This is a genomic window from Candidatus Limnocylindrales bacterium (assembly GCA_035571835.1).
GTDB lineage: Bacteria > Desulfobacterota > Binatia > UBA1149 > CAITLU01 > DATNBU01.
Genome location: DATNBU010000045.1, coordinates 214,889 through 237,050 on the forward strand (window position 1 = coordinate 214,889; position 22,162 = coordinate 237,050).

At 64.4% G+C, this 22,162-nt stretch carries 21 protein-coding genes; 9 read left to right on the top strand and 12 right to left on the bottom strand.

Annotation, left to right across the window (positions count from 1 at the left end; all coding sequences use genetic code 11):
* Positions 1-82: 82 nt before the first annotated feature.
* Entirely contained in the window at positions 83-817 is a 735-nt protein-coding gene (locus tag VN634_22160) for a DUF1566 domain-containing protein (protein HXC53608.1), read from the top strand.
* 15 nt (positions 818-832) lie between these two features.
* Here the strand turns inward: VN634_22160 and VN634_22165 are convergent, their stop codons facing one another.
* A complete protein-coding gene (locus VN634_22165) occupies positions 833-1,930 on the bottom strand; it encodes a hypothetical protein (protein HXC53609.1) in 1,098 nt (365 codons plus the stop codon).
* 194 nt (positions 1,931-2,124) lie between these two features.
* Between VN634_22165 and VN634_22170 the strand changes: the two genes are divergently transcribed.
* A complete protein-coding gene (locus VN634_22170) occupies positions 2,125-3,219 on the top strand; it encodes an adenylate cyclase regulatory domain-containing protein (GenBank protein HXC53610.1) in 1,095 nt (364 codons plus the stop codon).
* Between the two features lie 75 nt (positions 3,220-3,294).
* Here the strand turns inward: VN634_22170 and VN634_22175 are convergent, their stop codons facing one another.
* Positions 3,295-4,239, bottom strand: a complete 945-nt coding sequence (locus VN634_22175; GenBank protein HXC53611.1) for a hypothetical protein — start codon at positions 4,237-4,239, stop codon at positions 3,295-3,297.
* A 129-nt stretch (positions 4,240-4,368) separates the two neighbouring features.
* On the opposite strand from VN634_22175, the gene VN634_22180 reads away from it, so the two are divergent.
* Positions 4,369-5,721 (top strand): M20/M25/M40 family metallo-hydrolase, encoded by a 1,353-nt coding sequence (locus tag VN634_22180; protein ID HXC53612.1) that lies wholly within the window; start codon positions 4,369-4,371, stop codon positions 5,719-5,721.
* Between the two features lie 34 nt (positions 5,722-5,755).
* Here the strand turns inward: VN634_22180 and VN634_22185 are convergent, their stop codons facing one another.
* The 6 genes from VN634_22185 to VN634_22210 form a co-directional block, all read right to left on the bottom strand.
* Positions 5,756-6,265: a GNAT family N-acetyltransferase gene (locus tag VN634_22185; GenBank protein HXC53613.1), complete on the bottom strand. Its 510-nt coding sequence runs from the start codon at positions 6,263-6,265 to the stop codon at positions 5,756-5,758.
* 30 nt (positions 6,266-6,295) lie between these two features.
* A complete protein-coding gene (locus tag VN634_22190) occupies positions 6,296-6,703 on the bottom strand; it encodes a GFA family protein (protein ID HXC53614.1) in 408 nt (135 codons plus the stop codon).
* Positions 6,704-7,068: 365 nt separating this feature from the next.
* Positions 7,069-7,578 (bottom strand): hypothetical protein, encoded by a 510-nt coding sequence (locus VN634_22195; GenBank protein ID HXC53615.1) that lies wholly within the window; start codon positions 7,576-7,578, stop codon positions 7,069-7,071.
* 22 nt (positions 7,579-7,600) lie between these two features.
* A complete protein-coding gene (locus VN634_22200) occupies positions 7,601-7,915 on the bottom strand; it encodes a hypothetical protein (GenBank protein HXC53616.1) in 315 nt (104 codons plus the stop codon).
* Between the two features lie 240 nt (positions 7,916-8,155).
* Positions 8,156-8,470: a type II toxin-antitoxin system RelE/ParE family toxin gene (locus VN634_22205; protein ID HXC53617.1), complete on the bottom strand. Its 315-nt coding sequence runs from the start codon at positions 8,468-8,470 to the stop codon at positions 8,156-8,158.
* Positions 8,446-8,643 carry a hypothetical protein gene (locus VN634_22210; GenBank protein ID HXC53618.1) on the bottom strand — a complete coding sequence of 66 codons (198 nt, stop codon included), beginning with the start codon at positions 8,641-8,643 and terminating at the stop codon, positions 8,446-8,448. Before VN634_22210 ends, VN634_22205 begins: the two co-directional genes overlap by 25 nt.
* A gap of 187 nt (positions 8,644-8,830) precedes the next feature.
* On the opposite strand from VN634_22210, the gene VN634_22215 reads away from it, so the two are divergent.
* Complete coding sequence (locus tag VN634_22215; GenBank protein ID HXC53619.1) at positions 8,831-9,292, top strand: PaaI family thioesterase; 462 nt, start codon at positions 8,831-8,833, stop codon at positions 9,290-9,292.
* Between the two features lie 2 nt (positions 9,293-9,294).
* Here VN634_22215 and recQ read toward each other — a convergent pair whose 3' ends face one another.
* Positions 9,295-11,187: a DNA helicase RecQ gene (gene recQ / locus VN634_22220; GenBank protein ID HXC53620.1), complete on the bottom strand. Its 1,893-nt coding sequence runs from the start codon at positions 11,185-11,187 to the stop codon at positions 9,295-9,297.
* A 271-nt stretch (positions 11,188-11,458) separates the two neighbouring features.
* Here recQ and VN634_22225 point away from each other — a divergent pair, with 271 nt between their 5' ends.
* The gene (locus VN634_22225) at positions 11,459-12,112 is read left to right on the top strand and encodes a DUF726 domain-containing protein (GenBank protein HXC53621.1); all 654 of its coding nucleotides are present in this window, start codon (positions 11,459-11,461) and stop codon (positions 12,110-12,112) included.
* A 756-nt stretch (positions 12,113-12,868) separates the two neighbouring features.
* The gene (locus VN634_22230) at positions 12,869-13,612 is read left to right on the top strand and encodes an isoprenylcysteine carboxylmethyltransferase family protein (protein ID HXC53622.1); all 744 of its coding nucleotides are present in this window, start codon (positions 12,869-12,871) and stop codon (positions 13,610-13,612) included.
* A gap of 73 nt (positions 13,613-13,685) precedes the next feature.
* On the opposite strand, the gene VN634_22235 is transcribed toward VN634_22230, so the two are convergent.
* On the bottom strand, positions 13,686-15,902 hold the full coding sequence (locus VN634_22235; protein ID HXC53623.1) for a molybdopterin-dependent oxidoreductase: 2,217 nt from the start codon (positions 15,900-15,902) through the stop codon (positions 13,686-13,688).
* A gap of 21 nt (positions 15,903-15,923) precedes the next feature.
* A complete protein-coding gene (locus VN634_22240) occupies positions 15,924-16,361 on the bottom strand; it encodes a phosphoribosyl-AMP cyclohydrolase (protein HXC53624.1) in 438 nt (145 codons plus the stop codon).
* A gap of 359 nt (positions 16,362-16,720) precedes the next feature.
* Here VN634_22240 and VN634_22245 point away from each other — a divergent pair, with 359 nt between their 5' ends.
* Genes VN634_22245 through VN634_22255 form a run of 3 tightly spaced genes read left to right on the top strand, consistent with a single transcriptional unit; the run spans position 16,721 to position 21,476 of the window.
* Positions 16,721-18,106: an ATP-binding protein gene (locus VN634_22245; protein ID HXC53625.1), complete on the top strand. Its 1,386-nt coding sequence runs from the start codon at positions 16,721-16,723 to the stop codon at positions 18,104-18,106.
* Positions 18,103-18,543 carry a response regulator gene (locus VN634_22250; GenBank protein ID HXC53626.1) on the top strand — a complete coding sequence of 147 codons (441 nt, stop codon included), beginning with the start codon at positions 18,103-18,105 and terminating at the stop codon, positions 18,541-18,543. The genes VN634_22245 and VN634_22250 overlap by 4 nt, the downstream gene beginning before the upstream one ends.
* Positions 18,540-21,476: a PAS domain S-box protein gene (locus tag VN634_22255; GenBank protein HXC53627.1), complete on the top strand. Its 2,937-nt coding sequence runs from the start codon at positions 18,540-18,542 to the stop codon at positions 21,474-21,476. Before VN634_22250 ends, VN634_22255 begins: the two co-directional genes overlap by 4 nt.
* Here the strand turns inward: VN634_22255 and VN634_22260 are convergent.
* Positions 21,473-22,141 (bottom strand): PqiC family protein, encoded by a 669-nt coding sequence (locus VN634_22260; GenBank protein ID HXC53628.1) that lies wholly within the window; start codon positions 22,139-22,141, stop codon positions 21,473-21,475. The genes VN634_22255 and VN634_22260 overlap by 4 nt on opposite strands.
* Between the last annotated feature and the right edge of the window lie 21 nt (positions 22,142-22,162).

A 22,162-nucleotide genomic window follows, 5' to 3' on the forward strand; every position in this document is an offset into this window, starting at 1 on the left:
CGCCGGCGCCGCAACGCGCGGAAGCGCTTGCGGCTTCCTCCGAAGCGAATAGTTTTTCCACGCTTCGCACGGAGGGATACTCATGGGACGGATACAGAGATGGAACGTAGTTGCGCTGGCGGCCGGTGTCTTGCTGACCGCTTCGACTTCCGCCATGGCAGCGGCGGCGTGCGGTGACGTCAATGCCAACGGCACCGTGACGTCGTCCGATGCACTGGCGGTGCTCAAGGAGGCCGTCGGCCAGCCGGTGAATCTGCAGTGCGGGGCTCCGGCGCAGCCGCTCAAAACCGGCGACACGATCAATCGCGGGTCGCGTTCCGACGGGTTTCTGGAGACCGGCGTCGCCCGATCGTTCCTCGACAACGGCGACGGCACGATCACCGACGACGCGACCGGGCTGACATGGGAGAAGAAGGACAACGCCGGCGGCATTCACGACCGCGACAACGAATACACGTGGTCGACCGGAAATGGCGAGATCAACGGCACGATCGTGTCGGACTTTCTCGCCGGCCTGAATGCATCCGGCGGATTCGCAGGACACACGGACTGGCGCATTCCGAATCGTTTCGAGCTCGAAACGCTGCTCAACGCCGGCGAAGAGGTACCGTCGACGTGGCCGGTGTTCGCAACCACCTGCAACGGCGGCTGCACGATTCATACCTGCAGCTGCACGCTGTCGGGATACTACTGGACGTCGACGACGTTCCAGAGCGACACGAGCGGCGCGTGGGCCATCCGTTTCAACGACGGCGGAGTGAACGCGATCCTGAAGACCACGACGCTTCACGCGCGCGCGGTGCGCGGCGGGCTGTGACGCGACATCGCGGGATTACGGAACGATTGTCACAGCGGTTACCGCAATCTCGGCCGTGATTCCGACAGCATCGGTATCGGTCGCGTCGTCAACCACGACCGGAAAATCCTCCGGTACCGGTGCGTCGGAAGCTCGGAAAATACACCGCGCGAGATCGATTGGCGCGGCAATCGGGCCCAGTGAGATCATTCCGAGTTTCAACGTGCGGATCGCTTCGACATCGTTCGGAGCGAACAGCGCGCCGCTGACAAGGCTGGTGCAAGCGGCTCCCGCTCCCGTACCCACGAACCCGCCCGGGACAGCGGAGTAGTCCGTGTGGAACTGCAGCGCGCCGGCACCCGCACTTGCCGAGGTCAGGCGGAAAAGCACGCTGTAGTCCCGGTCGGGTTCGTGCGTGTCCGTCGGACCTTCGGTGGTCGAAGGCGGGATCGTCGACGGAATGGTCGTCGTCCCCACGATCTCGTGGCAGTCGATGTTCGAGACGACGACGTCCGGCAGCGGCGTGACCGGAACGAGCACTGTAGTCGACGCTTCCGTGACGGTGATGGCGAAGTCGGACGCGACCGGCGTCGTTCTTGCTGCGAACGCGCAGTCGGCGACGAGTATCGGGCCGGTAAATCCATCCAGGCTGATGACGCCGGCGGTCAACGTCTCCCGCCCGTCGTCATCGCTGTACTGCGACAGTGTGCCCACGAGCAGCGAGGTACACTCCACATCCTCACCAGAACCGGAAAACTCGCCGGGCGCGGCGCTGTAGTCGGTGTCGAACACCAGCGAGCCGAGTGTGACATCGTCCGTCAGGCGGAAGTAAACGTGGCACGCGAGAGCGCCTCCGAGCGTGCTCGACGTGGTCGAAGACGATGTGGACGTGATCGCAACCGAAGTCGACGTGATCGCAACCGAAGTCGACGTGGTGGTGGTCGGCAGGGCGCAGACCGGAAGGCGCCGGCAGTACGGCTCCTCGCAATCGATCAGGCCGTTCTCGTCGTCGTCGAACCCGTTATAGCAATTTCGTTCGGGCGGCAGGCCTGATCCGTCGTTGCAGCCGGTCACCAGGACCGCGAGCGTAAGAGTCGCAGCGGTCAATCCGATCCGGCGAGACCTTGTCGTCATTCGATAGCCTCTGCCGGTCGGGCCGAGACAGTACAAGGGCCGAAGGCATTCTCGCACAGGTTCGCGCGCGGGCGCTAGGGCCGGCCGTCGCCGAGCTCGCTGCGGCTTGACGACGTCGTCGCGCGCTCTTGACGATCGTCGTCGCGCGCTCGCTTCGCCTTGACGATCGCTGTCGCGCCGCCTATCGAGTCGCCATGACTGCTGCCGAGTTTGAAGCCGCGGGGCTGTACGACCCCAGGTCACCGAAAGCGGCGCAGCGCCTCGAGCTGCTCGAATGGCTCGATGCGCGCGGAATCACGCTCGACCAGATGAAGCACGCGAACGCGATCGGTCAGTTGCAGTTCGTCGCATCGATGTCGTTCATTCGGCCCGGCCCGTACCTGACCCAGCAGGAGCTTGCCGACCGGCTGGGATCGACGATGGAGCAGGTCGACGAGTTTCGGACTGCATTCGGACTTCCTCCGGTCGCTTCGGATGCGCCGTGGTGCAACGAGGCCGAGGCAAAAATGTTCGCCGCAGTCGGCGGCGGTCTCGGACTGTTCGGAAGCTCCGGCATGCTTCGGCTTTCGCGCGTCATCGGCTCGTCGGTCGCACGCATCGCCGAGGCGATGGCTACGACCAATCACGAGCGCATGCGTGCGATTGTCGGCAGCGGCGCGTCGGAGCTCGAGATCGCGAAGGCCAATCTCCGCGCCAGTCAGACCTCCGATGCTCCGGCGCTCATCACCCATGGGTTGCTGCCGCTTCACCTGCAGCTCGCGTCGATTCGGCTTCGCGAGCGCCGCCGCGAGTACGAGCAGCTTACCGTGCACGGCTGTGTCGGATTCGTCGATCTGGTCGGCTCGACGACCTTGTCGCGCAAAGTATCCGTAAGCGACCTCGCGTCGATCGTCGATCGATTCGAAGAAGTGGCCTACGAAGTCGCGACCAATCGCCGCGGACGCGTCATCAAGTTCATCGGTGACGAAGTCATGTTCGTGACCGGCGATGCAGCATCGGCATGCGACATCGCGCTGACGCTGATCGAGCGTTTCGCCGACGACGACGCGGTGACGCCGCGCGCGGGCCTTGCCGAAGGCGAGATGCTCGATCGCGGAGGCGACTACTACGGGCCGGTCGTGAACCTTGCCGCCAGGCTGGCCGAGCTTGCGGTACCGAACGAAGTTCTGCTCTCGGCCGATCTGGCCGATCAGGCGTCGAGCAAAGGGCTGCGGTGGGAATCCGCAGGACGGCGGATGCTGCGCGGATTCGACGAACCGGTTTCGCTGATCAGTGTCAGCCGCGCGTAGCCGGACCGGCTCTGTTCGCAACGAGCCCACGAACCGGCGGTGCCTGCGCCCGGCGAGTCGGCGAAGATTGCGCGATCAGCGTCGCACGCGCGCCGCGACCTGACGCAGCAGGCCCTCGGCAAGACCGACTCCGGGCGTGAGCGCCTTTGTCACTTCGGCCTCGCGCATGATCATCCGCAATACGATCGCGGCGATCACGATCACGTCCGCGCGATCCGGCCGCAGCTCGAGGCGTGTCTCGCGCTCGCCGGGCGTCATCTCGAGCAGCCGCTCGATCATCGAATCCAGATCCGAGAGCTTGACCTTGCCGATCTTGCTCTTGCCGAGAAGCGCGACGCGCAGTCGTCCGAGCGCGTTCGGATTGCCGCCGGTTGCGACGCAGACCTCGACCGGCTTCTTTTTGAGCTGCGCGCGGATCAGGTCGGCCGCGGCGCCCTGGAACGGTACGAGGAGCTCTTCGAGATCGCGTTCCGATTTTCCGGCGGCACGCATTTGCGAGAGCAGGCGAACACCGCCCATCGGAAGCGCAAGGCATCCGAGCGCAACGCCGTCACGCGCAACCGTGATCTCCACGCTGCCGCCGCCCATGTCGACGAGCAGCGACGTCTTCCCGAGCAGATCGACTTCTGCGGCCACGCCGGCGAAAACCAGATGAGCCTCTTCGAGACCGTCGATGATCTCGATCTGAATGCCGGTTGCCGCAAGAACGTGCGCGACCAGATCCTTGCCGTTGGCCGTATCGCGAGTCGCGCTGGTTGCGACGGCGCGGTAGTGCTCGATGCCGTTGGCGCGCATCAGTCCGGCGAAACGTTCGAACGCACCCGCAGCCGCGGCGAACGTAGCCTCCGAGAATTGCCCGTGTGTGAACGCATCGGCACCGAGGCGCACCGATTCGCGAATGTTCTCGAGCTCGCGGAATGCCCCGTTCGCTTCCACGCGGCCGATCGCGAAACGGATTCCGTTCGAGCCGGCGTCGATGGCGGCGACGAGAATGGGTTGCGGATCGCTGGTGGTCGTCATGGGAGCCCCTGAAGCTGCGACAGGGGATCATGCCCGTTTTCGCAACGGAAGTGAGCCGGTGCGAAACGGCGCTCAGGGGAGCCCGTGCGTGTTTCTCCTGCCTCGTCGAGTGGCGTAAGGTTCCCGACCATGTCGACAGCAACCGCCGAAACCTCCGTCCTTCCGATCGACTGGAACGAGATCACCGAGCACGCGACGAAGCTTCTCGGAGATTACATCCGCATCAATACGACGAATCCGCCGGGCGGCGAGGAAGCCGGCGCGGTGTTCCTGCGCGAGGCGCTCAAGCGCGAAGGGATCGAATCGAAATTCTACGACGCGGGCAGCGGCCGCGTGTCGATGTCCGCGCGCGTCCCGGCAACCGTCAATCGCGGCAACAAGCCGATCGTGCTGCTGTCGCATATCGACGTCGTGCCGGTGGAGCCCGAGCACTGGAAGATGGATCCGTTCTCGGGCGCTGTCGTCGAGAACGCGATCTGGGGACGCGGCGCGCTCGACATGAAAGGCATGGGGGTGATGGAGCTGCTGACGATGGTGCTCGCAAAGCGCCACGCCATCCCGCTCGATCGCGACCTGGTCTTCGTTGCCGTCGCCGACGAGGAAGAGGGCGGCATCTACGGCGTGCATCATCTGGCCGAGCATCACGCCGACATCCTCGAGTCCGACTACGTCTTCAACGAAGGCGCCTACGGGTTCTGCGAGTTCATGGGCCGTGAAGCGAAGATCGTCGGCATTGCGCCGAGCGAGAAGAGCCCGTGCTGGCTGAAGCTCAAGGCGAAGGGAATGCCGGGCCATGCGTCGGTGCCGCATTCGAAGAACGCGCTCGTCAAGCTCGTCAAGGCGCTCGCGCGCGTCGAAGCAGCCGAGCGGCGCATCGTGCTGACGCCCGCTGTCGAAGCGATGCTGCGTACTCTCGCGCAGAAAGGCTTTCTACCCGCCGATCTCGATCCTCGCGACGAAGGCGTCCTGACCATGCTGACGTCGATGGATGCGCACCTGTCGGCGATCACGCACGACACCTGCAGCATCACGAGCGTTCATGCCGGACAGAAGATCAACGTGATTCCCGCGGGAGCGGAAGCGACGGTGGATTGCCGCCTGCTGCCGACGACCGATCCGCTCGAATTCGTCGCCGAAATCCGGCGCGTCGTTGACGATCCGGACGTCGAGGTCGAGATCGTCTACCAGCACGACTCCGGCATGTCGTCGATGGATACGCCGGTCGTGAGCATCGCCGCGCAGGTCATCCGCGAGAAGCTCGGCGAGGATGCGTTCCTGATGCCGCAGCTTTCACCGGGGTTCACCGATTCGCATGCGTACCGTGCGGCCGGCGGGCAGGCGTATGGCTTTACGCCGGCGTTGCTCACGCGCGAGGAGCTTACGACGATCCACGGGCACAACGAGCGGATCAGCGTCGCGAACCTGCGGTTGGGGACGGAGGTTCTGTTCGAGGTCGTGCGGAGGCTTGCGTCGCACGGCTGAACGCCGTCTCGATCTGCCGAATCGCGTATACGAGTCAGGGGCAGCGGTAGCGCATCGCCACTCTCGCGGCGGGATCGAGTCCGCGTGCGGTTTCGTCCCGAATGACTTCGAGAAGCTCCGGCGACAGCTCCGCTGGCGGAATCTCCTCAAATCCCATCCGTGAGTAGAACGGCATGTTCCACGGCACCGACCGGAACGTCGTCAGCGTCAGTTCCTCGTAACCGCCCTTCACCGCCCATGCGCAGATCGTGCGGACGAGCGCCGCACCGATGCCGCGGCGACCGTGATCGGGATGAACGTCGATCTCGTTGAGATGCGGCATGCCGTCCGCGAGCATCTCGACGATCGCGAAGCCGACGGGAACGTCCTCTTCAAGCGCAACCCAGAGGCGACCTTGCGCCTGCGCTGCGTGAAGGGCGTCAGGATGCGTGCTCTCGGTGAGGATCGACTCGGGCGCATGACCAATGAGCAGCCGCGCGGCGGCAAGCTCGATCGCTGCAAAGCGACCGACATCCGAAGGTCGTGCGAGTTGGATCGTAAACATGCGCAGAGCAGAGCCGATTGTCCGCAACCTTCAACCGAGCGGAGGTCCTTCCTCGAAGTACGGCAGGTCGTCGGCAAGCTGGAGCCAGCCGAGTTTGTGGCTCATCCAGCTGTGCGCCATCGGCGGAAATCTCTCCGGGTCGTCGAGACTGCAGGTCGTCACGTCGAGCGCATTGACGTAGCTCGCCAGCACGTACGTCAGCGGCGTGCCGCAGCGTCCGCAGAACGTCCGCGTGACATTCGGCGACGAGTGAAACTCCACCGGTTTGCCGGAGGTGAATGAGAAACTTCCGGTACTGACGTGCAGCCACGGCACGACTGGTGCCGCCGAAGCCTTCCGGCAGGTGCGGCACAGGCATGTGCCGCTGCTCAGCGGATGGCCTTGAATACGATATCGGACGTCACCGCAGAGACATCCGCCTTCGACAGACTCACCCATGCGTCACCTCGCTGGCGTCGATCACCTCAATCTGACCAGTCATTCTCGGAACCCGATGCGACAAAGCCTGCTTGCCGGATGGATTCGAGAACATCGTCGGGCGACCGCCATGTGTAGAAGAACAACCTCGGGACTACCGTGCGCCGATTGTGATGAATCTCGAGGCCCCATGACAGGTAGCGTATCCTTACGAAGCGTTTGAGCGAGGTCACTTCGTTCGGCCGGAACGAGACCTCGCCGGTTTCGGCGCTGATCCGGAGCTCATTCGACGACGCAAAGAGCCGGGCGCGGCCCCATCTGGCAATGACGTGACTGCGCCCGCCGGCTGCGAGCCCTTTTTGCGATCGCTTCGAGATGGGGCAGCGTCATGATCTCCCGGCTATCGCGCGCCGCACACCGAGGCTTGCCCACACCAGCAGCGAAATGCCAGCCAGCGCGAACTTGACCGAAGCAAACGTGCCGGCTCGCATGCCGTATGTGGAAGTGTCGCCGCCCGACACGATCTGAATCAACGAATAGTTCTCGAGCGCGTCCGCGAGGCCTGCAACGATGGAGCCTGCAGCAACCAGTTCGACGAGCCGCCGGAGCCGCGGCTCGAGACTCACGGAAGTCAGCAGCAGACCGACGCACAGCACGCCGGCGTAGGCGAGCATGAACAGATAGTCGAGCCCGAGACTCAACATTGCGGACTCCCGACCTTTCGCGCCCCACTCTTCGAGTATCGCGGAGCACGATTCAGCAAAACCGCAGAACTCGAATGATACGATTCCGTGCGGGGAGTGCACCGTTCTCAGATCGACGTCGATTTTCCCCATCGCAATGGCTGTTGGTACAAACAGTGTTGTGAGGATCCAGAACGATTGCTTCAACGTCATGTGCAAGCCCGCTCCTTGTTGCTTATGTCTTCGACCGCTCCATGCGTATCGCGACGTTGCGCGAGACTGCTGCGGTGATCACCACGGCGAGTACGGTGATCGAGACCTGGATGATACCCCGCAACCAGTAGTCCGGAGTGTCAATCCACATGTCGTGCCCGATCGGAAGCCCCGTGAATGTTCCATACACGGTGACGAGAACGATGGGCGGTACGGCGAGCCACAGTCCGTTCGTCAAAGCCTCGCGTGCAGTACGGGACACAATGCCGGCGGCAACTATCGCGGCGAGAATCGGAAGAAGGTAAGCCAACCACCACACGATTGGTACGTGTCGCATTTCCGGAAGCCGAGGGATGATCCCCAGGCGATAGATCAACTCGGACGCCACCCAGGCGGAGATTCCGAGCGCCGCGAGTGTAAGAGATTTGCCAGAGTGTCTCATCGCCGAATCAGTTCATGCGAGGGGAGAGAAGAAAAACCGTTTCGTATCCGATGGCCGAGCTTCAGCATAGAGGCTGCACGGCGGAGCGGGCGCGACTCTTCGCGTCGCTTCCTCGGAATCAGCGTACCCGCTCCTCTACTGCTCCTCGCGACGCCAGCGTTCGAAGTCGCGGGCTCCATGAATGAACGCAAGAATCGTGATCCTGGTCTCGGCTACGCGATAGAGCAGCCGGTAGGCGTAGACGAAAGTTTCCCGAACCAAGGGGTCGTTAATTTCGGGAACGATCCGACCGCGCTCGCTCAACGTGGAGAGTGAACCTGCGGCCTCCAACGTCCGGTGGGCGATTGACTGCGCGCCGCTTGGCGAATCCTTTGCGACGTGTGCGAGTACTTCTTCCAGCTCACGTTGCGCGCTCTGCGACCAGACTACTGGCCTTGGCCGAGTTGCCATTTGCGGCGCAAGGCATCGGCCACTTCGGCGTGAGGAATGACCCGCCCCGCCTCCGCGTCCGCAAGGCCCGTCTCGACGGCCTGAATTACGTGCAAGTGATAGAGGACCTCTTCCAGCGTACAGTCTTCCGGAAGGCGGTCGAGAAGATCACGGACAGCCTGTTTCGTCTGCATTGTAGGTCTCACCTCAACAATACGAACTCTACTCCCAAACTCGCCCGGCGGTAAATGATATAGAGAGACTGACGTTGTGCTGAGTAGCCGGCCAGAAGACCACCTGTCCCGCTCCCACCGCCCGAATTGGCCCTTGCCGCCGGCCTTCAATCCTCCACAATGCCCCGTCGACCAGGAGGAACAGCGCATGTCCGAACTCAGATCCGCCGCCGCCACGCATCCTATGACCGACGTCGTCCGCGGCGCCATCGTCGGCGCACCGCTCGCGGCGCTTCTCGGCATGGAGCTCGTCGATGTCGAAGACGATGCGGTCCGCGTGCGCCTCCCGTTCCGCCCCGAAGTCACGACCATCGGCGACCTCGTCCATGGCGGCGCAATCTCCGCGCTCGTCGATGTCTCGGCAACGGCTGCAGCATGGACTCGCGCCGATCTCGCGCGCTCGCCGCGCGGCACGACGATCGGCTTCAGCCTGAACTTCCTGCAGGGCGCGGTCGCAACCGACCTCGTCGCGGCGGCCCGCATCATCCAGCGCGGCCGCTCGGTCCAGGTCTGCGAAGTCGACGTGCGAAACGCGGCGGGCGACGCGGTCGCGCGTGCGATGGTCACCTACAAGCTCGATCACAAAGCCGAGGTCCGCTCGGCAACCTGACGTCAGCCGGACAGAGTCGCCGCGTACTCTCGAATCGCATCGAGAAACGCATCGCCGAATCGCTCGAGCTTGACCTCGCCGACACCAGTGATCGCCGACAGCGCATCGCGCGACGTCGGCACGTCGCGCGCCATCTCGCGCAGCGTGACGTCGCCGAAGACGATATACGCCGGCACCGCCAGCTTGTCGGCGATCTCGCGCCGCAGCGTGCGCAGAATCTCGAACAGCGTCTCGTCGCAGACGATGTCGCCGGCGCGTCCCTTCGGCGTGCGCGGTGCGGACGCATCTCCCGAGCTTTTGCCGGCGCGCGTGCTTCGCTCCGGAAGCTGCGCAAGCATCACCTGGCTGCGCGAGCGAAGCACTTCGATGCCTTCTTCGGTGACGTCGACGGTCGGAAACTCGCCGGTCGACGAGCGCAGATAGCCGAGCCGCAGAAGCTCGCGCCCGATCGACTGCCATTCGCCGCGCGTGTGCTCTTTCCCGATGCCCCACGTCGTGAGCTTTTCGTGTCCCCAGCGGCGGATGCGCTCGGTGTCGCCGCCGGTCAGCACTTCCGCGTGATGCGCGAGGCCAAACGTCGCATCGCCGCGAAACCCGGCCACACGGGCGCGGATGACCGTGCTCAGGAACTTCTGCGCGGCAACTGTTCCGTCTCGCAACTCGCGCGGGACGAGGCAGTTGTCGCACGCACCGCAACCCTCGGCAGCGGACGGATCGCCGAAGTACGCGAGCAGGGAATGGCGGCGGCAAGACGTCGTCTCGGAGTACTCGATCATCTGCCGGAGCTGGCGCTCGGCGATGCGCCGTTGCGCCGGATCGGAGATGTCGTCGAGGAAACCGATCTGCTTGGCGGCGTCGGATGCGCGGAAGAGCAGCAGGCATTCGGCGGGAAGACCGTCGCGGCCGGCGCGGCCCGTCTCCTGATAGTAACCTTCGACGTTCTTCGGAAGGTCGTGGTGCACGACGAAGCGGACGTTCGGCTTGTGCACGCCCATGCCGAACGCAATCGTCGCGCAGATGACGCGTGCTTCGTCGCGAAGAAATGCTTCCTGGTTGCGCGAGCGCTGCTTGTCAGTGAGCCCCGCGTGATAGGGCCGTGCGGCGATCCCGTGACCCGACAGATGCTCGGCGAGCGACTCGCAGGTCTTGCGGCTCTGGCAGTAGACGATGCCGCTGTCGTGCGGACGCTCGCGAAGAAACGCGAGCACCTGCGCCGACGGCTTCTCCTTGTCGGCGACGCGGTACGTGAGGTTCGCGCGGTTGAAGCTCGCGACGAAGATCGCCGGATCGCGAAGCTTGAGCTGCGCGAGGATGTCCTCGCGGACGCGTTCGGTCGCCGTTGCAGTCAGTGCGAGAAACGGGACCTGCGGAAGCATCTTGCGAAGCTCGGCAAGACGCCGGTACTCGGGACGGAAATCGTGGCCCCACTCCGAGATGCAGTGCGCTTCGTCGACGGCCACGGCGCCGACGTTCCATTCGCGCAGGCGTTCAAAGAACGAGCCGGCAAACAGCCGTTCGGGCGCTACATAAAGCAGCCGCCAGCGGCCGGCGAACAGCTCGCGAAGCCGCGAGCGCGCTTCGGCTTCGTCGAGCGTCGAGTTGAGGAACGTTGCGGCGACGCCCATCGCTTCCAGCGAATCGACCTGGTCTTTCATCAGCGCGATGAGCGGAGAGATGACGATCGTCAGGCCGGGCCGCAGCAGGGCCGGAAGCTGGTAGCACAGCGACTTGCCGGCGCCGGTCGGAAGAAGCGCGAGGACGTCGCGTCCGGCGAGCGTCGCGGCGACGATCTCCTCCTGGAGCGGGCGGAATCTCTCGTAGCCGAAGACCTGCTTCAGCGCGTCATGAAGTCGTCCGGAGCCCTCGGCGACGATCTCCGGCGCGGCAGTCAGCATCGCGCGCAACTACCACGTTGACGGGGCAGCCGCGATGCCATCGAAGGAATGAATGGCGACGGCGCACCGCGCGATGTGCACAATTCTTCGGCCCGGACAGGTGCAGAAGTATTCCTGGCTCTTCGGCCAGCTGTTCCCGCAATGCGCAAAAGCTCAGGGGAGGGCGGCTCGTACTGGCATCGAAAGGGCCGCATAGTAGCTGCGAGCGGGAGATCCGCGACACGGAATGAACGTACTGTTCGTGCATGGCTTCGGGGGAGCAAAAGGGCGAGTGGAACGCGCCCTTGCGGACGCGGCGCGCGGCGGGCCGCACTACCTGCTGTCGGTTCGCTGGCCGAGCGGCGACCTGCGCGAGATGCGGGCGAGGGCCGTCGTCGAAGTGGCGAGGAAAGTCGCCGAGCACAAAAGCATCTCGAAAGGTCTGATGCAGGCGGCGATGTTCGGCAGCCAGCAGGCATCCGATGCGTGGGCGCAGGCCGTTGCGAACGTGCCGGCGGGCGCGGCCGAACTGGCCAAGGCACTCGAGATGTCGCACTCGACGGGCCGGCCTGTGTCGCTGATCGCGTTCAGTCTCGGGTGCCGCGTCGTTCTTTATGCGATGCGCGCCGGTGTGATTCCGCCGGGAAGCGTCGAGCGCGTTGTGTTTGCCGGGTCGGCCGCGCCGGCGTCGGCCTTCGATGTGCTGCCGCCGGTGATCGAAAGCGGGACCGGCGTCACGCACGTGTTCTCGCGACGCGATGCGATCCTCGACCGGCTTTATCCGCTCGGGAAAGACACGGCGCGGCCGTCCGGCCGCGAGCCGCTGGAAATCCCGGGGGTCGAGAACCTCGAGGTCGACGTCGGACATCGAAGTTATGCGTCGATCGCGGGAACGCTGTGGGGTCTTGCGCTGTCGCCTGGCAGCCGCCCGGTCATCTCGCTGTAGACCGGCGCGACCTTATCTCGCCACCCGCGAGATCATTGAAGAAATAAAAATGTACCTGTCCCCATTTTATTTTTCCTCGGTGTCTTCGGTGGCTTCGCGCACGGCTTGGCCGGTGTCGTGGGCGGCGTCGCGAGTGGCGTCGGCGGCGTCGTGCGCGCCTTCGCGGATGGCGTGGCCGGTTTCGTGGGCGGCATCGCGAGTGGCATCGGCTGCGTCGTGGGCACCCTCGCGGACGGCATGGCCGGTTTCGCGTGCGGCCTGGCGCGTTCGCTGGGCGGCGTGACGGGACTCGGCAGCGGCGCGGCGGGCAGCGCGCCTTGTCGCACGGGCTGCACGCCTTGCTTCTCGACGTGTTGCCCGGGCTGCGCGCCGTGCCGCCCGAGCGGTGCTGTCGACCGCATGCTCGGCGGTATCTGCGGCCGCGTGCCCGACGGCCCGTGCCGCGTCGCCTGTTGCGTGAGCGGCATCGCGCCACGGATGATCCGAACCTTGTGCTTCGGCAGAACCCGCCGGGCCGAATGGGAAAGTAATGGTCGCGGCCAGAACCGAGGCGGCCAGCGCCGGGCAGCGGCGGAGAATCGATCGGCTGGTCGTAGGGAAGCTCGTTGTGTTCATGCGACCGAGCTTAAACCCGCAGCCGTTCGCGAAAAAGGTGCGAGCGCACGCATTTCATTCGAGTTCGGCCCGCTGCGCAGGCAGGTTAGCCGCAATCGGAAGTCTACGAGGCGTCACGGCGCGTCGTAAGGTCCCTCAAACGTGGCACTCAAAGAGGAATTTGCGTCGTCGGGTGCATGGTTGTTCCGCTGGCGGAGCTACCTGCCGCTCGTGCTGCTGCCGCTGTTCGTCTACGGCCTCAGCGGCTTCGCGGAGAAAAGCGTCGACGAGAGCCTCGGCGAGCGCTTCGAAGTGTTCTGCATGCTGGTCTCGTTCGCGGGACTGCTCGTAAGAGCCGCGACCGTCGCGCAGACGCCGGCTCGCACCTCGGGCCGCAACACGCTCGAGCAGGTCGCCGACTCGATGAACACGACCGGCATGTATTCGATCGTCCGGCATCCGCTCTATCTCGGAAACTTCCTGATCTGGCTCGGCGTTGCGATGTTTACGCAGAGCATGCTCATCGTCCTCGTCTCGGTGCTCGCGTTCGCGCTCTACTACGAACGCATCATGTTCGCCGAAGAGAGGTTCCTGCGCTCGAAGTTCCGCGAGAAGTTCGACCGGTGGGCCGATCGCACGCCGGCGTTCCTGCCGGATCTGCGCCGCTGGAAGGCGTCGGCGATTCCGTTCTCGTGGAAGCTGGTGCTCCGGCGCGAGTACTCGGGCTTCTTCGCGATCGTCGTCACGTACACCGTGTTCCACGTGCTGCGCGGGTATTTCGAACGCGGATGGTTCCGGCTCGAGCCGGCGTGGGCGATGTTTCTGGCGTTCGGCGTCGCCGCTTACGTGGCGCTTCGCTCGGCAAAGAAACGCGAGCGGCGGGCGGCGGGAATGTCGCGGCTGTGATGCGGGCGGCTGCACCCGCATCGCGCTGATTCTACGGAGCGCCCTTCGCGCGCTCGACGGCAATCGTTCCGGGTTATCCTTGGGTGCGCACGCCCGACCAGTCATGCGCCTGTTCACCCGCGGCCGGTTTCACGTCGACGAGAAACCCCGTGAGATGCGCCATGCCGGAAACTTTCTCGATCCTCCCCGGCCCGTCCGGCGACAACAGGTTCACGTTCACGCCGCGCGTCTTGCTTGCCACGCTGAGACCGCTTGCAGCCTGATGTCCCCAGCCATGTGGCAGCGCTACGGTGCCCGGCATCAGCTCCGGAAGCAGCTTGATCGGGACGCGCACTGTCGCCGTGTCGGTCGTGACGTCGGCGAGCGCTCCTTCTGCAATACCGGCCGCGCGCGCGTCGTCCGGATGCATGTAAAGGTAGTTCGTCACGCGGTCGGCTTCGACGAATTCGTCGAGGTTGTGAGTCCACGAGTTGTGCGTGGTCACGGCGCGGCGGGTGATGAGCTTGAGCTTGCCGGCATTGGCGAGCTCTTTGTCGAAATCGGCTTCGAGCTTTGCGGCCTGCTCGACGAGCACTGGCGGCGCGAGGTCGACGCGGTGGTCGGAGGTGATCACGCGTTTTCCGAGGAACGTCTCGGCCTGATGATCCGGACGGATGCGGCCGTGCGGCTCGCGCATGAGCTTGTTGAAGCCGCCCTGCTTCGTACCGCGCAGGATGAGCGACAGGATCGCCTTCTGCGGAACGGAGGGTTGCTGCTGGCGGCGTCCTGCCGAATGCAGCTTCTTCGAAAGCTCGAGCGCGGCCTGCACCGGCTTCGAGCCGAACAGCGACACTCCGCTCGCACGCGCGAGGTCGACGTAGATGGTCGCTTCGTCGCGCTGCTCACCTTCCGGCTCCGCGACCCGGTCGGTCGCCTGCAGATACGGTTTCGACTGAAGCCCGAGCATCAGCGGAAAGATGAACGGAAGATCGGGACGCTGAAGCGGCGACGTGCACGGCAGGTTGTAATGCGCGAGCTCGCCGGTCTCGGTGCGGAAGATGTCGAGCGTGACCAGGAGCTCGAGCTTCTTGAATGCATCGCGAAGCCGGCCGCCGTTGGCCATCGTCAGCAGCGGGTTGCCGCCGGTCACGAACAGTGCGCGCACCTGGCCGTTGCCGGGCGTTTCGATCTCCTCTGCGAGAATTCCCCCGGGCAGAGCATCGTTGGTGGCGGTAAATCCGCCGACGCGCGACTTGTGATCGCTCAGCAGCGTTCCGGTCTTCTTGCCGAACGCGATGAAGTCGGTGACGCCCATGCCGACGAGCGTGCCGCCGCGACGGTCGAGATTGCCGGACACGGCGTTGATGCACTCCTGGATCCAGAACGCGAGCGAGCCGTTGCCGCCCATGTTGACGCCGGTCGACGAGTACATCGCTGCACCGTTAGCGTTGCGGTACGCGGCGACCATCTCGCGAAGCTTGTCGGCAGGAATCTGCGTGACTTCGGCGGTGCGCTCGGGCGTCCACGGCGCGCAGAGCTGTTCGAGCTCGCCCATGCCGCGCATGTGCTGCGCGACGCGGTCGCGGCTGACGCCGCCTGTCGCAATCAGCTCGCGCAGGAACGACAGGAAGTAGAACACGTCGGTACCCGGGCGGATGAATACGTGTTCGCCGGCCACTTTTGCGGTTTCGGTGCGCCGCGGATCGACGATGTAGATCTTCGCACCGCGCGCCTCGAGATCGCGCAGGCGCTTGATGGGATTGGAAACCTGAAGAAAGCTCCACTTCGAAATGGCCGGATTCGCTCCGGTGATGATCAGGCATTCGGTGTGGTCGAGGTCGGGGAACGGCTGCGTGAACGGAAAGCCGTACACCTGGCGGGACACGGCGAACTTGTTCGCACAGTCCTGCGTTGCCGACGAATACATGCTCTTGCTGCCGAGCCCCGTCATGAAGCCCTGCGCGAACGCGGGATGCAGTACGCCGAAACCGGCGGCGGTGCCCACGTACATGGCGATCGAGTTCGGCCCGGTGTCGCCGCGAATGGCCTTGACCTTCGCACCGATCTCGTAGTTCGCCTGCTCCCACGAGATGCGCTGCCAGCGGCTGCCGATGCGCTTCATCGGATACTTCAGCCGGTCGGGCGAGTCGTACATGCGGTGCTGCTTGAGCCCCTTCGCGCACGCGAAGCCGCCGGTGACGATGTGCGCGGTATCGGGACGGATGTCGGTGACCCGTCCGTCCTCGACATCCACTTCGAGGCCGCACAGCGCTTCGCAGATGCGGCAGAACGTCTGGCGGGTCTCCTTCATCGGGCTCCTTTGCGCGAAGTGTCAGCGCATGCCGTCGAGGAACGCGGCCTGGTCGGCAGAATCGAGGCGCCGGTAGTAGCACGTCTCGCGCGTGTGTCCGCGCGAATCCTTTGTGTGGCAGCATCCGGTGCGCGTCGGGCGCACGATGTACAGCAGCGAGTTCTGCTCGCAGTTGATGCGCACGTCGACGAGCTCGAGCACGTCGCCCGAGGTTTCACCCTTGCGCCACAGCTCGTTGCGAGACGTCGACCACAGCACTGCGCGGCGCGTCTTCAGGGTCTCGGCAAGCGCCAGGTCGTTGGCGTACGCGATGTACAGGACCTCTTTGGTATCGGCATGCTGAAGGACGACCGGCACGACGCGCTGCGGCTGCTCGCCCGCCGCGGCAATCTTGGCGAGCTTGTGAAAATCCAGCGCGACGGTCGTTCCCTCTTCGAGTGCCTCGAGATCCTTCGACATACATGCCTCCGGGCGCCGTCTTAGCGGGAAGGGCGGCCGGAGTCATCCGCGGCATGATCGATGCCAGGCGAGGGCAATCACTGTACGTGCCCGCGGGCGCTGTCTTATCGAAAGGCGCCGCCGGGCCGGCCGGTTCGCCTGGGAGAAGATCTCGACGCAACACGTCGAGCATCGAGATCCTCTGTCGTCGTCATCGGCCTTGTGGGCACCGCGTCGGCGCTCGCTGCTGCGCTGATTCGTCGCTCAGCAACTCCATTTCGCTGCGGACGGAACGGGACGAAGGCGCGTTCGCAATGGTCACAGTGGCGCATGAGTAGTAAGTAAGGCGGATGAGTGCCGCCTTCTCCCGAGCAATTGCGATGCCGGCAACGCTTCGGCTCGCCGCGGCAGACGCCGATTCGTACCCGGACTCCGATGCCGTCCGCGCTTACATGCTCGTGCAGACAAGGGCGATACTTCTGTCTCGCGCGAGCGCCGTGGTCTGGACGATCCTTGCGGCGATCGTAATCTTTTCGGCTGCCAAGGCGTGGTTCGAACCTGCGACCGGATATCTCTGGTACGGCCCCGCTCTCGCGCTCGCCCTGATACAGGTCGTGATGCTCGGCCTGCTTCGACAGCATGCGACAACCTCGCGGCTCGAAGGAGTCCTGCTTGCGGACACCTGCGCAGTGTGCGCGCTCATTGCGTGGCTTGGCATCGCTGCAGGGCGAACGACGGGCGCCGACTTCTTTCTCATTGGTCTGGCCATCAATACGGCTGCAATCGTGCCGTGGGGGCCGCGTTCTCAGGCATGGCTGGCTATGGGCGCGGCCGCAGCAATCGTCGGCAACGCCTATGTTGTCAACGGAGCACTGTTCGGTTCGCTGGATTTCCGAACCTTCGTTCCGGCCGTGGTGCTGATCGGCGCGTCGATCTACACGAGCTCGATGCTGGAGTCTGCGCGCCTGCGAAGTGCGCGCGCCGATCTGCTTCGTGAACGCGCCGAAGCAGAAACTCGCGAGCTCAATGCCACGCTCGAGCAACGCGTCGTCGATCGAACGGCCGAGCTGCGGGCGGCCAACCAGGAGCTCGAAGCATTCGCACATTCGGTATCGCACGATTTGCGCGCACCGCTGCGCGCGATGAACGGCCTGAGCCAGGCCCTGGTCGAAGACCACGCCGAGAGCCTGCACGAAGATGCCAGAGACTATCTGCAGCGGATCCGCGCGGAAGCGACTCGTCTCGGTGAGCTCATCGACGATCTGCTTCGGCTCTCGCGCGTGACGCGCACCGTCATGACGCGGTCCGACGTTGACTTGAGTGCGCTCGTGTCCGAGATCGCGGAGAGATTGCGGACTTCTCGACCGGACCGCGACGTAGTCTTCACGATCGCCGGCGGGCTGCATGAGCATTGCGATGGTCCGCTTGTCAGGGTGCTGCTCCAGAACGTTCTGGAGAATGCCTTCAAGTTCAGCCAGAAAACCCCGGTTGCCCGGATCGAATTCGGATGCGAGCAGCATGGTCGCGATCGGCGCTACTTCGTCAGGGATAACGGCGTCGGTTTCGAAATGAAGTTCGTCGACAAGGTCTTCGGCGCGTTCGAACGGCTGCACAGCTCCGCGGATTTCGAAGGCACCGGCATCGGGCTGGCAACGGCCGACCGGATCGTGCGACGGCACGGTGGAATGATTTCGGCCGAAGGAGAGCCGGGCAAGGGCGCGACGATTCGCTTTACCCTGTGTCCGGCGCGGGAAGATCTCTCATGACAGAACCTACCGTGCTTCTCGTCGAGGACGACCCCAATGACGAGCTGCTCACGATTCGGGCGCTCCGCAAGGAAAACATCGCGAATCACATCGTGGTCGTCCGCGACGGTCAGGAGGCACTCGATTATCTTTTCGCTACCGGGGCCTACGCCGGCCGCAACCTGGCCGTACTGCCGCACGTGATGCTTCTCGATCTCAAATTGCCCAAGGTCAATGGTCTCGAAGTTCTTGCGCGCGTGCGCGGTGACGATCGGCTGAGCACGCTTCCGGTCGTAATTCTCACATCGTCGGCGATGGATCGCGACATCGTCGAAGGTTATCGCCTCGGCGCCAACGGCTACGTTCAAAAACCGGTGGGTGCGGACGAGTTCCGCGACGCCGTGCAGAGACTCGGACTGTATTGGCTGCTGGTCAACAAAGTACCGGCAAGCTCGTGAAGCCGGCCTCGGCAGTCCGTCCGTCGAGCGCCGCCTCCAATATGCCGATCCCTTTAAGGCTGCTACTCATCGAGGACAACGAATTCGATGCGGTCCTCATCTCCAAGGAACTCGCGCGAAACGGGTATGACGTTACCTGGGAACGGGTCGATACGGCGCAGGCACTCGCCGCCGCGCTGGAACGCCCCTGGGACCTGATTACCTGCGACTGGATCATGCCGCGCTTCGGTGCGCCGGCCGCCCTGGAAATCCTGCGGCAGCATGGCGTGGACTCGCCGATCATCGTTCTTTCCGGAGAGGTCGGCGAAGAGATGGCCGTGACCGCCATGAAGGCCGGAGCACACGATTTCGTGGGGAAGAACAACCTCGCGCGACTGGTTCCGGCCCTTCAGCGCGAGCTGCAGGAAGTCGAGATCCGGCGCGCACGCAAGCGCGAGGAGGCACTGCGCGACGAAGAAATTCGCAGGCTGGCGTTCCAGCATCAGTCTGTCGAGAACGCGCTTCGTGACACCGAGGAGCTCTATCGGCTGACCACCGAGAGCTCACGCGATCTCGTCACGATCATCAACCTCCGCAACGAGATCCGTTTCATGAGCCCTTCGGTGTTCGCGCTGATGGGACGCAACGTGGAACAGGAGATGAATACCGCCGCTTTCGCCAACGTGCATCCCGACGACGTCGAGGAACTGATCGGACTGTGGGGTAAGGCTTTCACCGGCGAGACGGTCAGCTACTGCCACCGCGCACGTCATGAGGACGGAACCTGGAGGTGGCTCGAAGGCTGGGGCCGTCTCGTCGAGTTCCGCGGCGAGAAATGCGCGCTCGCCGTGTCGCGCGATGTAACCGAGCGCAAGCTCGCCGAAGAGGCCCTGCGTTTGAGCGAGGATCGCTACCGCGACCTCATCGAGAACGCCCACGATCTGATTTACGTGCACGACCTCCAGGGCAATTTCCTCTCCGTCAATCGGGCCGCCGAAATCGTCAGCGGATATTCGCGGGACGAGCTGCTGACGATGAACATCACCCAGATCGTCGCGCCGGAGCACATCGACCGCGGCCGCGAGATCCGGCGCTCGCAGATCGCCGGCGACGCGCCTTTCGAGTCAGAGATCGTGATCGTGACGAAAGACGGGCGGCGCGTAGCGCTCGAAGTCAGTCCGCGCCTGACCGAACGCGATGGTGTAAAGGCGCTGCAGGGCATCGCCCGCGACATCACCGACCGCAAGCGCGCGGAGGAACAGAGCCAGACCCATCTGCGCATGCTGCAGGGTATGGAGAAAATCGACCGCGTCATCCGCCTCGCCGACGACCCGGACGACATGATGGCCGATGTCCTCGACATGGTTCTGTCGCTCTTCCAATGCGACCGCGCGTGGCTCCTGCATCCGTGCGATCCGGATGCGGCCTCGTGGCGCGTTCCGATGGAGCGTTGCCGTCCTGAATATCCGGGAGCCTTTGATCGCGGGCACGAGATCCCGATGCTTCCGGAGGCGCGCGCGGCATTTCGGGCGGCGCTCGATTGCGACGGCCCGGTCGTTTTCGACCAGCACTCCGGGCGCGAGATGCCCGCGCAGACCGCGCTCGAATTTTCGATCCGCTCCCAGGTGTTCCTCGCGGTTCATCCGAGACGAGGAAAGCCATGGCTTTTCGGGCTGCACCAGTGCTCGTACGAACGCGCCTGGACGCCGGAAGAACTGACGCTCCTGACCGAAACGGGGCGGCGAATCGCCGACGGCCTGAGCAGCCTGATGTTTCTTCGCGAGCTCCGCAGCAGTGAGCAGCGCTACAGGGATCTGTTCGAGAACGCGCCCGACGTCATCTACCTGCACGACCTGTCGGGAAACTTTCTGAACATCAACCGGGCCGGAGAAAAGGTCACGGGTTATACCCGTGAAGAGCTGCTGTCGCTCAATCTCGTGCGCCTCGTCGCGCCCGAAGACTTCCCGCGCATGCGTGACCTGCTACGGGCGCAGATCTCCGGACAGGCGCCGGTGGTCGCAGAACTGGCGATCATCGCCAAGGATGGCCGCCGCGTGACACTCGAAGTCACGCCGCGACTGACGCATGTCGGCGAAGACCATGTCTGGGAAGGCATCGCGCACGACATCACCGACAGAAAAGCCGCCGAGGACCAGATCCGCGCGCTCAACGAGAGCCTCGAGCGTCGTGTCGCCGAGCGAACGAAGAACCTCGCCGCAATCAACCACGAGCTCGAGTCGTTCAGTGCATCGGTTTCGCACGACCTGCGGGGACCGCTTCGGATCATCAATGGTTTCAGCCGCGCGCTGGAAGACGAATTCGCGCGCGTGCTCGAAGAACGAGGCCTTCAATATCTTCATCGTATTCGCAGCTCGGCGACGCGCATGGGCCAGCTCATCGACGACTTGCTGGGACTGTCACGCGTCACTACCGGCAAGCTGCAGTGGGAATCGGTCGACCTCAGTGCGATCGCGCGCGCGGTCGCCATCGAGCTGCAAAAACCCCACCCCGAGCGGCGCATCGACTGGCGCATTGCGTCGGGACTGGTCGGGTGCGGCGACGCCGGTCTGCTTCGGGTCGCGCTCGAGAACCTGCTCGGCAATGCCTGGAAATACACGAGCAAGCACTCGAACGCGCGCATCGAGTTCGGCGTAATGCCGGGCGCCGAGTGCCTGGAACGCACGAGTGTCGATTCCGCTGTCGAGCCGGACGATCGCGTCTATTACATACGGGACGATGGTGCGGGCTTCGACATGAAGCTGGCAGACGAGCTGTTCAAGGCGTTCCGGCGGCTCCATTCCGAAGGGGAGTTCGAAGGCAGCGGAATCGGGCTCGCGACCGTCCAGCGGATCGTTCACTGCCATGGTGGTCGCATCTGGGCGGAAGCAGCTCCCGAGCAGGGAGCTTCGTTCTACTTCACCCTCGGCAAACCCGACACGGAGATCGAGTCTTAGCGCCGCGGACTCCTTGCTGGAGCCGCGGACGGCGCCGGCGGCGCGCTCGCGACAGCGGCCGCAATCGCGTCCGCCAGGCGGTCGATGCAGCGGTTGAGCGCTTCGACAATGCTTGCCGGATCGTTTCCAGCGGGCTCTTCGAACACCGACTCCGTGCCGGCGATCACCGCGCCGGTTGCGGCGACTTCGACGCTCCACCGCGCGTCGAGCACGGCGCGGCCGTCCGACGTCGCTTCGAAGCGCAGCACGTCGACGGGCACCTTGAAGTCCACGCGAGTGGTCGAGTACCACGGATAAGCCACCGCGTGCCCGGTGCCGATGCGCGAGCCGGTTCGATAAAGCAGCGCTCGCGAAAAGCTGTCCTTGACCGACTCCGCCCAGAACGCGTCCGGCACGTACTCCACGCTCCCGCCGGCGCCCATGCGAACGATGTTCTGCGTGTCGAGATAGCCCGGGAGCTTGACGGGGCCGAGACCGAAATGAATGTCGGAGCGGCCGCGGGACGTGACGGCGGATGTTCCGCTCGACGAAATGACGAAGTATCGCGAGCGATCGGGAGCGGCGCGCAGCAGCGAACAGCCGGCAGCGAGCATGGCGGCGGCGAGCGCTGCCGCGCGCAGAACCGTGTGATGTCCGGCGCGCAGTCTCGAAAAGGCGTCAATCACTGCTTCCTCACTTTCATGGCG

Bases quoted from the DNA above. Each gene is read 5' to 3' on its own strand.
- recQ (HXC53620.1), bottom strand. From the start codon at position 11,187: ATGCTGACTGCCGCGCCGGAGATCGTCGCCGAGGGCTCCGGACGACTT.
- VN634_22175 (HXC53611.1), bottom strand. From the start codon at position 4,239: ATGACGACCACCAGCGATCCGCAACCCATTCTCGTCGCCGCCATCGAC.
- VN634_22180 (HXC53612.1), top strand. From the start codon at position 4,369: ATGTCGACAGCAACCGCCGAAACCTCCGTCCTTCCGATCGACTGGAAC.
- VN634_22170 (HXC53610.1), top strand. From the start codon at position 2,125: ATGACTGCTGCCGAGTTTGAAGCCGCGGGGCTGTACGACCCCAGGTCA.
- VN634_22160 (HXC53608.1), top strand. From the start codon at position 83: ATGGGACGGATACAGAGATGGAACGTAGTTGCGCTGGCGGCCGGTGTC.
- VN634_22235 (HXC53623.1), bottom strand. From the start codon at position 15,902: ATGAAGGAGACCCGCCAGACGTTCTGCCGCATCTGCGAAGCGCTGTGC.
- VN634_22210 (HXC53618.1), bottom strand. From the start codon at position 8,643: ATGCAGACGAAACAGGCTGTCCGTGATCTTCTCGACCGCCTTCCGGAA.
- VN634_22190 (HXC53614.1), bottom strand. From the start codon at position 6,703: ATGGGTGAGTCTGTCGAAGGCGGATGTCTCTGCGGTGACGTCCGATAT.
- VN634_22245 (HXC53625.1), top strand. From the start codon at position 16,721: ATGCCGGCAACGCTTCGGCTCGCCGCGGCAGACGCCGATTCGTACCCG.
- VN634_22185 (HXC53613.1), bottom strand. From the start codon at position 6,265: ATGTTTACGATCCAACTCGCACGACCTTCGGATGTCGGTCGCTTTGCA.
- VN634_22250 (HXC53626.1), top strand. From the start codon at position 18,103: ATGACAGAACCTACCGTGCTTCTCGTCGAGGACGACCCCAATGACGAG.
- VN634_22205 (HXC53617.1), bottom strand. From the start codon at position 8,470: ATGGCAACTCGGCCAAGGCCAGTAGTCTGGTCGCAGAGCGCGCAACGT.
- VN634_22215 (HXC53619.1), top strand. From the start codon at position 8,831: ATGTCCGAACTCAGATCCGCCGCCGCCACGCATCCTATGACCGACGTC.
- VN634_22165 (HXC53609.1), bottom strand. From the start codon at position 1,930: ATGACGACAAGGTCTCGCCGGATCGGATTGACCGCTGCGACTCTTACG.
- VN634_22195 (HXC53615.1), bottom strand. From the start codon at position 7,578: ATGACGTTGAAGCAATCGTTCTGGATCCTCACAACACTGTTTGTACCA.
- VN634_22240 (HXC53624.1), bottom strand. From the start codon at position 16,361: ATGTCGAAGGATCTCGAGGCACTCGAAGAGGGAACGACCGTCGCGCTG.
- VN634_22200 (HXC53616.1), bottom strand. From the start codon at position 7,915: ATGCGACACGTACCAATCGTGTGGTGGTTGGCTTACCTTCTTCCGATT.